The following is a 12,877-nucleotide window of genomic DNA, read 5'->3' as shown; positions in this document are numbered from 1 at the left end:
TATTTGCCATACTTTCTAATAAGGCAAGTAGGTAAGGGTTGTATCAGTGTTTGCTAGGGTTCTAATAATGACGGCACTTTTAGTGCCGTTTTGCAGCTTTTCTACCGCAGTTTCTCTTGACGATACTTCACAAGTGGAGCAAGAGGGAGCGGTTAAGCAGCTCTCAATTGAAAAAATGATCCACTATCCATCTGTGGTGGAGCAATTGTACCAGAGCACAAACTACCGTTTGAACTGGCAGAATGAAAGTGACGTTGAACAGTTCATCTTTCAGCTGAATGTTGTCGCGCTTGCAGACGTCACTAAAGAGTTTGATAACCAGCTGCATAGAATCAACCAGATCAAATGGCAAGGTGACAACCTCGACTTTGATTTGGTGATGACAGATTCATTGCTGATGTATTTAAGTTACCTGGAGCAGTTGCCTCACGAAGGGGTTAACTGGCTATTTGCCAATAAAACGCAAGTTGATCTTCCTCCGCCGAGTATCGATACATTATCGGTTCTTAGCAATGAGCTGACTGTTGGTAAGCTGGATCAGTTTTTGTCCAGTTTACGTTCTCCGCTGCAAATGGATCGAGATTTCAACTCGGCGTTTTCAGCCTTATCTGAGCACGCGCAATACCAATACCCTTTATACGAGCAACAAGGCTTGCTTCGTCTTGGCGATCCAATAACCAATAAAGCCGCTTTGGCAGAGCGCCTTGCGATAGTGGGCGTGGATGTCAGCTATGTTGACCCAAATTCGGCGCGATATGATGAGAACCTTGAACTGGCTGTCAAAGAATTTCAGCGTATTCATGGTTTGAAGCAGGACGGCGTTATCGGGCCAAATACGATACGTTGGATTAACTTTTCTCCTAAGCAGAGGCTGCATTTGCTTGCTTTAAATGCTGAGCGCTCAAGAATATGGGCGAAAGAGAGAGATAATGTCGTATTCGTCAATGTGCCAGGGTATCAAGTTACATACTGGCATGATGGACAGCCATTGTTTGAGTCGAAAGTCGTGGTTGGTAAGAGTTCAAGAAAGACGCCGATAATGACGGTCAATATGGATTCGGTTATTTTGAATCCAACATGGAATGTGCCATGGAAGATCATGGTCAAAGACATCATTCCTAAAGTAAAAAGCAACCCAATGTATTTGATTCACAATAACATTCAAATCATTCGATCTTGGACTTCACGAGAGATCATCGATCCTACCACTATCAATTGGGCGACGGTTAATCCTCGAACTTTCCCATACCGAATGCGTCAGGCATCGGGTTCGCAAAATGCGTTGGGCTTGTATAAGTTCAACATGCCAAACCCGCAGGCCATTTATTTACACGATACGCCAAGTAAAAACTTGTTTGAGCAAGATCGTCGCGCATTCAGTTCTGGTTGTGTTCGCGTGGAAAATGCCGATCAATTAGCTGAACTGCTTTTCAAAACGCAGGGGCTGGAAGAGCGTTTCGCGAAAAAACGTGAAAGTGCCCGTCGTTCTAATACGTCGGTTCCTTTAGGCGAGCGTATTGCGGTCCACATCATCTACCAAACTGCGTGGTTAGAAGAAGGTACGTTGTATTACCGTGATGATATTTATTCTTACGATAATCAAGGCTAGCGGCACACAAAACTTTAAGTAAATTTACATTGCAGAAAATTTACTTGTCGTTCAACCAGTAATCCATCCAAAATAGTCGATTAGGACATTCCAGACTGATTTGTGCGTTTGACGAAATGCACCAGTTTGGTTAATGTCCGCCTTTCGTGTAGTTTTTGAGCAGTATTTCTATATGGTAAGTCGTAATTTTTCCCGTCGTGATTTTCTTAAAATGACCGCTGGTGGTGTTGTATTGGCGTCTGCAATGCCAACTCTCTCATGGGCTTCATTGCCTGATGAACCTCGCGTACTAGCGATGAATAACCTGAATACTGGTGAGCAATTAGAAACGTGCTACTTTGATGGAAGTGGCTACGTAAAAAGTGAGCTTGAAAGGTTAGATGAGTTCTGTCGCGATCACAGACGTAATGAAACCTTCCCTATGGATCGACGTTTGTTTGATCAGATCAGCCAAATCCAAAAGCTTATTGGTACGGAGTCAGAAGTCATTGTGATCTCTGGGTATCGTTCACCAAAGACGAACTCTTCATTGCGTAACAACTCTTCTGGTGTGGCAAAGAAAAGCCTTCACATGGAAGGTAAAGCCATCGACTTTCGTTTAGACGGCGTAAAGTTGTCTACTGTACGTGACGCCGCTTTAAGTCTGAAAGCTGGTGGTGTTGGCTACTACCCGGGCAGTAACTTCGTTCATATTGATACTGGTGCGGTTCGCTCCTGGTAGGTGAGGTTGCAAGTCACCCTGAAAGTCTTGACGCGCAAGGTTTTCGCAAGTCTTGAAGTCATTTAGGCTTAGTGTCATAGTTGCGGAAGTCTTAATAAAATTTATGTGGTGATAGGTTATTCATGGCTCTTAAATACCAAATTGTCCCGGTGACAGCTTTTTCTCAAAACTGTTCTATTGTCTGGTGTGATGAAACGATGAAAGGCATCGTGGTTGACCCGGGCGGTGATGAGAAGCAGCTTGCTGTGTTAATCAAAGAGTTAGGCGTTGATGTTGTTCAATTGGTATTGACGCATGGACATTTGGATCACGTTGGTGGCACTCAGCCATTAGCGGTTTTGCTTGGTGGAAAGGAAATTGTTGGGCCTCATAAAGCGGACAATTTCTGGTTACAAGGCTTAGAAGGGCAGAGCAAAATGTTTGGCTTCCCGCTAACTGAAGCATTTGAACCTGATCAATGGCTTGATGAGGGTGACACTGTCACATTTGGTAACCAAGTGCTGAAGGTGATCCACACTCCGGGTCATACACCAGGTCACGTTGTGCTTTACAGTGAAGAAGCTCGCGTAGCATTTGTGGGTGATGTCCTGTTTAACGGCAGTATCGGTCGTACAGACTTCCCTCAAGGTGATTTCAATACCTTAATCACGTCGATCAAAGAGAAGCTTTGGCCACTGGGTAACGATGTGACCTTCATTCCAGGCCACGGCCCACAATCTACTTTTGGTCATGAACGTAAAACCAACCCATTTGTTGCCGATGAGATGCCGCTTTACTAGCGAAGTATGACTCGGAAAATAACGGGTAATTGAATGACTGACTCGGGCAGAACAAAGTTATTTTGTCTCGAGTAAGTCTGGCTCGGCGGCAGCTAAATACCGCCGAGTTAACCCGACAAAATCTTCGGCTTCTCTATCCAAATCACTGGCTGAGATAAACACGTCGTAGCCATAAAAATCTCGCTGATATTTCATTCTGTTTGCAAGCATCGCAAGCAAGCCATCGTATTGCTTTCCCTGACTGCTCAGGTATGGCCTTGGATCGAGCACCATATCTTCGAACTTTTCTTCACATTGATTTTGTCGTGCCCCTAAATACAGAAGCGCACGCTGGCTCAGGAGGATTTCTGTCGCGATGCGAGGGCAAATCGCATCCAAGTAAGGAGAGTAGTGCTTTAACCGTACGCCAATCCAGGGCAGTGGTTGGTACCATCCGTCTTGTTGATAGCTACAAATACCTATCGATTCAATATTGCACCAGCGAACAACCCAACCACCCTTAAAAAGGTGTTGTTGAAAGTGGGTTGCGGTTAGCGTAAATGAGACTTGGCTTTTTTTAATCATCATAACTGCAAAGCCGACAATAACCGCCATTAATACCACAGACAATATCGCTTGCTTCCATCCAGGTGATATCAACACAAGAAACAAAGTTATTAAAGCGACAACCAACAAGGTTATTCGGGTAAGAATAGAACCAGGTTTAAAATGTGAATTTGTGAGATGTAGCGTTTCCATGCATTTAACCTCATAGAGTCAACAAAATACCCAAATGCTTTCCCGTTAATCACGATCTAATTTAACTGTGCTTCTAGGCTATTTGCGGTGCGATTACTTCATTTGTCCGGTGTGAAACAAAATGCATTTGGTGGATAAAAAACCTCTGTTTTTATACCCAGTATTCAATAAAACAGTTCACAAATTACCTGTATAAATTCTAGACGCTCTGCGTTTTGAACGCATTTTTCATCGCGTTTCGGCGCTAAAACCTACAAATTGCTTGTGAATTTTGGTATAAAACGCGCTTCAAATTTTCATCCCTGCTGATATGCAGTGAACTGGAGACATATTCAATGAGACTTGCTCATAAGCGTAAAGTGCAAATGAAATTGCAAAAGCGCATTAAAGCGACAGTAGCAAACATTGCTGCAGTACAAAAAGCAGCGAAGCCTGTTGCTGAGAAAGCAGCACCTTCTGTTACTGAGAAAGCTGTTGCCGAGAAAGTAGTAGCTGAGAAGAAAGTAGCTGTAGCGAAAACAGTAGAAGTTGCGCTAACTCCAAAACAGCAACAAGTGCTAGATATTGTTGTCGCAAATGCGGACGGTATTAACCCTAAAGGCATCGGCCTTGCTGCAGGTCAAGAAGACACTAAAGCGGCATCATGGGCAACTGGCGCTCTGAAGAAGCTTCTTGAAGAAAACCTGGTTCAAAAAGAGCAATTGGCAGGTAACAAAGTTATCTACAAAGCGATTTAGTTTTTAAATCCTCAATCTTATTAAGATACAGCTCTCTAATGCCTCGACTATTGTCGGGGTATTTTTTTCGAGCGACCTAACATCCTGTCCGTCCCATCACTCCGTTTCTGCTCCTTCTTTGGCAAGTCTAGCGACGTCAAAATGGCAAATGTCACAATTCTTTAAATACTTTGTAAATTTTTTGGAAAGTTACTACTTACGTGGTTTTCTATTTTCGATATTTTTAATTTCTCCTTAACTAACTGTTTTATTAAGGTATGAAATTTTAATTGGGTTAATCTCCTACGTATAAATACGTACTACCAATGGCTAATGTATGAGTAGTAGGCAGTAAAAATTGCGTGTTCCTGCGCATTTCAGAATCAACGTTATTGATACATCTTTAGCATCAAGTTACGCCCTGTAACTCAAATGATGCTGCGCTATTTTAAGAGTCAACTTTAGACAAGCACATTGTTCGTTACTTGGTGTAATACAAATCCTTGTGAAATGGATGATAACAATAACCTTGGTGACAAAGGACGTGAACGATGAGTTTGATCCAAAAATCTCTTAAAAGAGTGCTGAAAACTACTGCTGTGGTTGCCGCGATGGCCTTCGCTGCAACTTCTGCTAATGCTGCGGAAAAAGTCTACCGCCTGAAACTTGCAGAAACATGGGGACCTAACTTTCCTATCTTCGGCGATACCACGAAAAATATGGCTAAAATGGCAGAAGAAATGTCAAATGGCCGTCTGCAAATTCGTATTGACTCAGCAAACAAGCACAAAGCACCTTTTGGCGTGTTTGACATGGTGAAATCAGGTCAATACGACATGGGCCATTCGGCGTCTTACTACTGGAAAGGGAAAGTGCCAAACACACTTTACTTTTCTTCTATGCCTTTCGGTATGTTACCTACAGAGCAGTACGCTTGGTTCTACTATGGCGGTGGCATGGAGTTGATGGACAAAGTGTACGCTCCTCATAACCTGATGTCGTTCCCTGGTGGTAACACAGATACTCAAATGGGTGGTTGGTTTCAAAAAGAAATTAAAACACTGGATGATCTTCAAGGTCTGAAAATGCGTATCCCTGGTTTTGCTGGAGAAATTTTGGCTGAACTGGGTGCTAAGCCAACCAATATCGCACCGGGTGAACTGTACACGTCTCTTGAGCGTCGCACCATTGATGCACTTGAGTGGGTTGGTCCTTCGCTAGACCTTCGCATGGGCTTCCACAAAATTGCGCCTTACTACTACACAGGTTGGCATGAGCCAGCGACAGAGCTTCAGTTCCTGGTCAACAAGCGTACTTGGGAAAAACTGCCTGATGATCTTAAAGCGATCTTAAAAGTGGCAATGAAAACTGCAGCTTACGATATGTACACGCAGTCTAAACACGAAAGTGGTAAAAACTGGGCGACGATCAAGTCAGAGTACCCGAACGTAGAAGTGAAGGACTTCCCGCCAGAAGTAATGGCAGCAATGAAAGAAGCGAATGATCGCCTTCTGAAGAAACACGCGGAAGAAGATGCCTTGGCGAAAGAGATTCAAGAGTCTCAAGCTGCTTACATGGAGCAAGTTCGTCAATGGACTGATATCTCACAACGTGCTTATCTAAACAGCCAAGCTGACTAATACGTCAGTATGCTGCCCAAGCCAATTGGGTTGGGCAGCGAGTGAAGCCCAAGAAAAAACTCATAATAAAATGCTCCGCGACTTAGCGGAGCTCAACCATACGTTCCACGGAGTCAGGAATGAGAAGCCTTATTTATATTGAGCGGATGTTTAACCGCTTCAGTGATTTTTTGGGGTGGTTGTCCAGCATCCTCTTCATCTTACTGCTACTAAATGTGGTATACGACGTTGTTATGCGATACGTGTTCAACGATGTTTCTATCGCCTTTCAGGAAATGGAATGGCACCTTTTTGCCTCAGTATTTTTGCTGGGTGTACCATACGCCATCAAAGCTGGTGGTCATGTTCGAGTCGACATTTTCTACGAGCGTTTATCTTATAAAGCGCAATCCATTATCGACATAATAGGCACGTTATTTTTCCTGCTTCCTTTTTGCTTATTGGTCGCCTGGTTCGGTATCGACTTTGCCAAAGAAAGTTATGCACTAGGGGAGACTTCTGGAGACCCAGGTGGTTTGCCTTACCGTTGGATCATTAAGGCAATGATCCCATTATCATTCTTTTTTATGGCAGTGAGTGGGATTGGTTTGTTGCTGCACTCTATCAATAAAATTGTTAACCCTCATCTTATCTATGCCGGTAATAACGGTAAGTCGTAAAAGGAAGTTATTATGATCGGTATAGTCATGTTTTTTGTAGCCTTATTTGCGCTACTTCTGGGTTTCCCCGTTGCGTTTACCTTCGGTGGTATCGCACTGATTTTTGGTGTTTGGGCAGAAGGCATTGAAATGTTTGCCTTTATGCCATATCGAATTCAATCGATTATGCAAAACACGGTACTAATGGCTGTGCCGTTATTTGTGTTCATGGGGCTGGTTTTACAGAAAACCAAGCTTGCAGAGCAGCTACTAGAGTCAATGGGGCGTCTGTTCGGTGGCGTTCGTGGTGGTATCGCGATTTCTACTGTACTAGTAGGGGCGTTACTTGCTGCATCTACCGGTGTTGTTGGCGCTTCTGTTGTGGCAATGGGGCTTATTTCCCTGCCTGTGATGCTCAAGTACAACTATGACAAAGGACTGGCGTGTGGCACCATCTGTGCCTCAGGTACGCTGGGGCAAATTATCCCTCCATCGATTGTTTTGATCCTTCTAGGGGATGTATTAGGTGTACCTGTTGGTGATCTTTTCCAAGCAGCGGTATGGCCGGGAATCACACTGGTTGTGGCGTACGTGATCTACATTCTGGTGTACGCAAAGTTGAACCCACAAGCCGCTCAGCCTATAGAGCGTGATGAGTCTGTCAGCCGAAAAGAAGAAGTCATTAGCGCGCTCAAAGCGGTTCTGCCACCACTGGCCTTAATCATAGTGGTATTAGGTTCTATTTTCGCAGGTGTTGCCACGCCGACAGAATCGGCGGCATTGGGTGGTGCTGGTGCGATCGTACTTGCTGTGTTGTACAAGCAGTTCAGCTGGTCGATGGTTTATGATGCTTCAAAAGAGACGGTAAAAGTCACCGCAATGGTATTTGCGATATTGCTTGGTGCGACCGCATTCTCCATGGCATTTACGTACACTGGTGGTGATTACTTAGTCGAAGAGTGGATGTTGAGTATTCCAGGTGAAAAATGGGGCTTCCTCATCATCACCATGCTTGTCATTTTGATTCTGGGCTTCTTCATCGACTTCGTCGAAATCTGTTTCATCATCGTTCCAATCCTCGCCCCAGTTGCAGAGATGCTAGGCATTAATATGACGTGGTTTGCGATTCTGGTAGCGATGAACCTACAAACCTCTTTCCTAACGCCACCATTTGGTTTCAGTTTGTTCTACTTGAAAGGGGTAGCGCCAGCAGGGGTAACAACGCGTGATATTTATAAGGGCGTGATGCCATTTATCGCTATTCAGATAGCCGTGCTTGCGTCGCTTCTATTCTTCCCTGGCTTTTACGGAATGGGCTAAAAGGAGATTTTGTGACCTGAGAGTTTCCACCTTTTGAAACAAGTTGTTAAGCTGCTTATGCGTTGACGCTTGGAGCAGCGTTTCATGGAGGGAAGGGATGCCTCTCAAAGCAAAGTTAATTCTGCTGACACTGATACCTGTGGTATTGGTGTCAGCCAGTATCAGTTGGATTTCTATCTACCAAGCCAAGACCCTTGGTCAGCGAGAAGTGGAGCTTTTCCACCAAAACCTCATTCAGTCAAAAGAAGCGGCGCTAAAGGATACCGTCGATGTTGCTTTTGACGCCATCATTCACATCTATAACGACACAACGATTGAAGAAGACGTTGCCAAAGCTCGTGTAAAAGCGATTTTAAACCACTTAACCTATGGGTCTGATGGGTACTTTTTTGCTTACGATAAACATGGCACTAACCTTGTCCATCCAGCACAACCTGATTTAGTCGGGGAGAACCTACTTGGCCTCCAAGATGAGAATGGCGATCGACTCATTGAGGCGCTGTTATATCAAGCGCAAACGGGTGGTGGCTTTCACCAATACTTATGGCAAAAGCCGTCGACAGGTGAGGTTGTTCCAAAGCTCAGTTATGCGGGTTGGTTAGAGAAGTGGGAGTGGATGGTCGGTACCGGGCTGTACATAGAGGATGTCAGCCAGGAAGTGGCCAGCATGCGCGCGGCAGTGAATAAAAATATCGAAACGACCTTCTTTTCGGTCGTTGTGATTCTGGTCGTTACGGTTGCCGTGATCATCGTATTAACCCTTGCTATTAACTTGCACGAACATCGCCTTGCAGATAAAAACCTGAAAGAGCTGGCGTATAAAACCGTGATGTTTCAGGAAGATGAGAAAAAACATTTGGCGCGCGAGCTTCATGATGGCATCAATCAGCTGTTGGTCTCTAGCAAATGCCATTTAGATCTGATGAGTCATCGTTTGGAAGACGAAAAACTCAAGCAGCACTTGGATAAATCTCAACGTTCGTTGGTTACCGCCATCAATGAAGTCCGGCATATTTCCCACCAGTTGAGGCCAAGTGCGCTGGATGATATTGGTTTGGAAGCGGCACTTACCACTTTACTACAGGATTTTCACTCTCACTCTGGGATTGATATTGATAGCCATTTTGATACCCAGCAGCAAAAATTGACGTCGGAAGTCGCCACCACCTTATATCGCGTTGCTCAGGAATCATTGAACAACATCGAAAAGCACGCGAAAGCGAAAAAAGTGACGGTGATTTTGCAAAAAATGGGCAATATGCTGCAATTACTGATACGTGACGACGGCATTGGATTTGTCGTCAACCAAGCGGTCCATCGTCAAGGGATTGGGTTGCGAAACATGCAGGAGCGTGTTGAGTTTATTGGTGGTGAATTTGAACTAATGAGTGAACTTGGTCTGGGGACCGAAATAACCGTGCTGCTAAATTTGGATGAAGGTGTTTATGGATAAACCGATTAGTGTGTTGATTGTCGATGATCATCAGGTGGTGTTAGATGGTTTTATGGCACGGTTGGAGCTGGAGCCGGATATTGAAGTCATCGGTACCGCCAGTAACGGCTTGGAAGCAATAGAAGTGGCCAAGCATCTTCATCCAGACGTGATCCTTATGGATATCAGTATGCCCATAATGAACGGCATTGAGGCAACGGGAATCATTAAAGAGGAAGTGCCTGAGAGCCGAATTCTGATGTTAACCATGCATGACAACCGTGAGTACATCATGAAAGTGATGCAAGCGGGGGCAGTCGGTTACATGTTGAAAGAGATTTCAGCAGAGAAAATGGTTCAGGCGATCAAAACAGTTAACCAGGGTTCAACCTATTTTTGTGAGTCCGTCACCCAGACGTTGTTCACGCAAGATGTTACCCCAATCAATCAAAGGCCTAACCCACTGAGTCGCAGAGAAGAAGCGGTGCTCAAATTAGTTGCGCAGGGGAATAGCAGCAAAAAAATCGCTACATTACTGAGTATCAGTTATAGAACAGTTGAAACACATCGTCATAATATTAAGCACAAGCTAGATCTGCATTCGACCGCCGAGTTAGCCAAATATGCATTTGAGACAGGACTTACCAAATAACACAGTGCCCGCGTCAGGCGAGCACTGGCGGGAATGATTACTCAGCTTTAGGAACGGTACCAGTAATGCTGCCAATTTCAAGCATTGGGGCAACGTCAATATCTTCTGCATTCATCATGGTCGAAATACGCTGTACTGAAGAAAGTAGCAGTGTTTGTTCCCATTCTTCCAGCTTCTGGAATCGATTAATGAAATGCTCTTGTAGCGGCGTCGGTGCTTGCTTCAATACTTCTTGTCCCTGTTCTGTCAGTACAGCGTGCACTTTGCGCTTATCTTCAACGCTACGGCGACGTTCTACAAACTGATTACGCTCTAATCGATCGAGAATGGTGGTCGCTGTGGCTTGACTCATATTGGTATGGCTAGACAATTGTTTGATAGTGACATTATCTAACTCGTTGATAGCACGCATTAAAATTAGCTGAGGTGCAGTCAGACCAGACTCTTTACTCAGCTTTTTAGAGTGTAAATCAATAGCGCGGATGATCTGACGAATCGAGACCAATACTTCTTCGTACTTTTCCAATTTATTCATCCAGTCTGTAGGAACATTTAACGAGGCGACACTAACTCAAATGCTTTGTTATTTAAAGAGCTGCGTAAAAAAATTCCGTCGTTTCTCTTCCGGCACTTCTTTGATGGTTCCAATTTCCATTTACAGCATGGTGGAAGTGAATCAATACGCTCTAAAATTATTATAGCAACAATTGTTTGTGGTCTAATTATTGATGCAATGTGTTGCATTTATTTGGTCAGAAATCTCTGATTGAAAGGTAATAAATGTGGATTTTTTATGGAAAATCTAGACAAAAACACCTCAAATGTTAGGATCTTGACCCTTCACGGAATTTAAAACGTATCGTGTTCGAATGATTTTATTGTTTGGTGCGTAAAGATTACAAGAATTAGAGAGGAACGATGACAAAGGGTATAGATAAGTACAGTATCGATAGTACCGACTATACGGTAGGTCAGGATAACGTTCAAAAATGGGGGTTTGATGTACATAACCCTGTTTTTGGGATTAGTGCGGGTTTAATTGCACTGTTTCTTGTGGCTGCATTGGTTTTAGATGCACACACTGCTAAGACGGTACTTGATGGAATCAAATGGCAAATCATCGGTTCATTTGATTGGCTATTCATTATTTCAGGTAACATTTTCGTTATATTCTGCTTGGTACTGATAGTGTCCCCGATGGGGAAAATCCGCCTCGGCGGTAAAGACGCAGTTTCCGATTACTCGTTCCTATCGTGGTTAGCTATGTTGTTTGCTGCAGGTATGGGTATTGGTCTTATGTTCTGGAGTGTGGCAGAACCCGTTGCTTACTTTACCGGGTGGTATGAAACACCGCTAGGAGTGGAGGCAAACACCCCTGAAGCGGCGCGATTGGCATTGGGTGCAACGATGTTCCACTGGGGTCTTCACCCATGGGCCATTTACGGTGTTGTTGCGCTTTCCTTAGCTTTCTTCGCTTACAACAAAGGGCTTCCATTGTCGATGCGCTCGATCTTTTACCCACTATTGGGTGACCGTGCGTGGGGCTGGGCTGGCCACATTGTTGATATTTTAGCGGTACTGGCAACACTATTTGGTCTGGCAACATCGCTGGGTCTGGGAGCACAACAAGCCGCAAGTGGTATTCACCATGTGTTTGGTATCGAGGCTGGTATCGGGTTGCAGGTGATTGTCATCACTGTGGTGACATTACTTGCAGTGGTATCGGTTGTTCGCGGTATTGATGGCGGGGTGAAAGTCATCAGTAACATCAACATGATTGTTGCTTTCTTACTGCTTATCCTTGTTGGTTTGATTGGCTGGGCGGCTAGCCTGGGCTCTATTCCAACGACATTGATGGCATACGTAGAAAACATCATTCCACTGAGTAACCCGTTTGGCCGTACTGACGAAGCGTGGTTCCAAGGCTGGACTGTATTCTACTGGGCTTGGTGGATTTCTTGGTCACCATTCGTCGGTATGTTTATCGCACGTGTTTCCCGTGGCCGTACAGTACGAGAATTCATTACCGCGGTTCTGCTTGTTCCAACCGCAGTAACGGTAGTTTGGATGTCTGTATTTGGTGGTCTGGCTATCGAGCAGGTGGTTGATAAAGTGGGCGATCTAGGGGCGAATGGTCTGACTGACGTGTCACTGGCTATGTTCCAAATGTTTGATTCACTGCCATTTGGTAACATCCTGTCGTTTATTGCTATCGTTCTGGTTTTGGTGTTCTTTATTACCTCTTCAGATTCAGGCTCATTGGTTATCGACAGCATCACGGCGGGTGGTAAAGTTGACGCACCAGTGCCACAGCGAATTTTCTGGGCATTGATGGAAGGTGCCATTGCGGTTGCACTGCTTTGGATTGGTGGTTCGGAAGCCGTTCAGGCTCTGCAAGCCGGTGCCATCTCTACGGCGTTGCCATTCACTATCATCTTGCTTGCGATGTGTGTGAGCTTATTGATGGGTATGAGAACCGAGCGTCAATAGTCGGAATAAAATACTACGTTTAAAAAGCCAGCTTAGCTGGCTTTTTTTGTGTTGTTTTTCTGACGACAGACAAAAGAATGACACTGTTAAAGTTTATATCTTACAATAAGTTAGCAATGTAATTGATTGTTTTGAAACTTGG

At 44.4% G+C, this 12,877-nt stretch carries 12 protein-coding genes; 10 read left to right on the top strand and 2 right to left on the bottom strand.

Going from position 1 to position 12,877, the window contains the following annotated elements:
• The first annotated feature begins 67 nt into the window (after positions 1-67).
• From DBX26_RS08960 to DBX26_RS08950, 3 genes are all read left to right on the top strand, one after another.
• A complete protein-coding gene (locus DBX26_RS08960; RefSeq protein WP_118118837.1) occupies positions 68-1,609 on the top strand; it encodes a murein L,D-transpeptidase in 1,542 nt (513 codons plus the stop codon).
• Positions 1,610-1,781: 172 nt separating this feature from the next.
• Positions 1,782-2,330: a DUF882 domain-containing protein gene (locus tag DBX26_RS08955; RefSeq protein ID WP_014232373.1), complete on the top strand. Its 549-nt coding sequence runs from the start codon at positions 1,782-1,784 to the stop codon at positions 2,328-2,330.
• 122 nt (positions 2,331-2,452) lie between these two features.
• Complete coding sequence (locus tag DBX26_RS08950; protein WP_118118835.1) at positions 2,453-3,109, top strand: MBL fold metallo-hydrolase; 657 nt, start codon at positions 2,453-2,455, stop codon at positions 3,107-3,109.
• Positions 3,110-3,166: 57 nt separating this feature from the next.
• Here the strand turns inward: DBX26_RS08950 and DBX26_RS08945 are convergent, their stop codons facing one another.
• A complete protein-coding gene (locus tag DBX26_RS08945; protein WP_014232371.1) occupies positions 3,167-3,847 on the bottom strand; it encodes a DUF2982 domain-containing protein in 681 nt (226 codons plus the stop codon).
• A 335-nt stretch (positions 3,848-4,182) separates the two neighbouring features.
• Here DBX26_RS08945 and DBX26_RS08940 point away from each other — a divergent pair, with 335 nt between their 5' ends.
• The 6 genes from DBX26_RS08940 to DBX26_RS08915 all read left to right on the top strand — a co-directional run bounded on the left by DBX26_RS08940 (position 4,183) and on the right by DBX26_RS08915 (position 10,245).
• Positions 4,183-4,584 (top strand): hypothetical protein, encoded by a 402-nt coding sequence (locus DBX26_RS08940; protein ID WP_014232370.1) that lies wholly within the window; start codon positions 4,183-4,185, stop codon positions 4,582-4,584.
• Between the two features lie 530 nt (positions 4,585-5,114).
• Positions 5,115-6,203: a TRAP transporter substrate-binding protein gene (locus DBX26_RS08935; RefSeq protein WP_020335537.1), complete on the top strand. Its 1,089-nt coding sequence runs from the start codon at positions 5,115-5,117 to the stop codon at positions 6,201-6,203.
• 119 nt (positions 6,204-6,322) lie between these two features.
• The gene (locus DBX26_RS08930) at positions 6,323-6,862 is read left to right on the top strand and encodes a TRAP transporter small permease subunit (RefSeq protein ID WP_014232368.1); all 540 of its coding nucleotides are present in this window, start codon (positions 6,323-6,325) and stop codon (positions 6,860-6,862) included.
• Between the two features lie 12 nt (positions 6,863-6,874).
• Positions 6,875-8,161: a TRAP transporter large permease subunit gene (locus tag DBX26_RS08925; protein ID WP_014232367.1), complete on the top strand. Its 1,287-nt coding sequence runs from the start codon at positions 6,875-6,877 to the stop codon at positions 8,159-8,161.
• 97 nt (positions 8,162-8,258) lie between these two features.
• Entirely contained in the window at positions 8,259-9,614 is a 1,356-nt protein-coding gene (locus DBX26_RS08920; RefSeq protein ID WP_118118833.1) for a cache domain-containing protein, read from the top strand.
• Complete coding sequence (locus tag DBX26_RS08915) at positions 9,607-10,245, top strand: response regulator transcription factor (RefSeq protein ID WP_020335536.1); 639 nt, start codon at positions 9,607-9,609, stop codon at positions 10,243-10,245. The genes DBX26_RS08920 and DBX26_RS08915 overlap by 8 nt, the downstream gene beginning before the upstream one ends.
• A 37-nt stretch (positions 10,246-10,282) precedes the next feature.
• Here the strand turns inward: DBX26_RS08915 and cosR are convergent, their stop codons facing one another.
• Positions 10,283-10,771: a MarR family transcriptional regulator CosR gene (gene cosR / locus DBX26_RS08910; protein WP_014232364.1), complete on the bottom strand. Its 489-nt coding sequence runs from the start codon at positions 10,769-10,771 to the stop codon at positions 10,283-10,285.
• A 392-nt stretch (positions 10,772-11,163) separates the two neighbouring features.
• Between cosR and DBX26_RS08905 the strand changes: the two genes are divergently transcribed.
• Positions 11,164-12,735, top strand: a complete 1,572-nt coding sequence (locus DBX26_RS08905) for a BCCT family transporter (protein WP_020335534.1) — start codon at positions 11,164-11,166, stop codon at positions 12,733-12,735.
• Positions 12,736-12,877 lie beyond the last annotated feature (142 nt).

It is taken from the genome of Vibrio sp. dhg (genome assembly GCF_003443775.1).
Lineage (GTDB): Bacteria > Pseudomonadota > Gammaproteobacteria > Enterobacterales > Vibrionaceae > Vibrio > Vibrio natriegens.
Note: the sequence above shows the minus strand (reverse complement) of the source record. Positions and strands in the feature narration are given on the sequence as shown.

Bases quoted from the DNA above. Each gene is read 5' to 3' on its own strand.
- DBX26_RS08950 (WP_118118835.1), top strand. From the start codon at position 2,453: ATGGCTCTTAAATACCAAATTGTCCCGGTGACAGCTTTTTCTCAAAAC.
- DBX26_RS08955 (WP_014232373.1), top strand. From the start codon at position 1,782: ATGGTAAGTCGTAATTTTTCCCGTCGTGATTTTCTTAAAATGACCGCT.
- DBX26_RS08960 (WP_118118837.1), top strand. From the start codon at position 68: ATGACGGCACTTTTAGTGCCGTTTTGCAGCTTTTCTACCGCAGTTTCT.
- DBX26_RS08930 (WP_014232368.1), top strand. From the start codon at position 6,323: ATGAGAAGCCTTATTTATATTGAGCGGATGTTTAACCGCTTCAGTGAT.
- DBX26_RS08905 (WP_020335534.1), top strand. From the start codon at position 11,164: ATGACAAAGGGTATAGATAAGTACAGTATCGATAGTACCGACTATACG.
- DBX26_RS08940 (WP_014232370.1), top strand. From the start codon at position 4,183: ATGAGACTTGCTCATAAGCGTAAAGTGCAAATGAAATTGCAAAAGCGC.
- DBX26_RS08920 (WP_118118833.1), top strand. From the start codon at position 8,259: ATGCCTCTCAAAGCAAAGTTAATTCTGCTGACACTGATACCTGTGGTA.
- DBX26_RS08935 (WP_020335537.1), top strand. From the start codon at position 5,115: ATGAGTTTGATCCAAAAATCTCTTAAAAGAGTGCTGAAAACTACTGCT.
- DBX26_RS08945 (WP_014232371.1), bottom strand. From the start codon at position 3,847: ATGGAAACGCTACATCTCACAAATTCACATTTTAAACCTGGTTCTATT.
- DBX26_RS08925 (WP_014232367.1), top strand. From the start codon at position 6,875: ATGATCGGTATAGTCATGTTTTTTGTAGCCTTATTTGCGCTACTTCTG.
- DBX26_RS08915 (WP_020335536.1), top strand. From the start codon at position 9,607: ATGGATAAACCGATTAGTGTGTTGATTGTCGATGATCATCAGGTGGTG.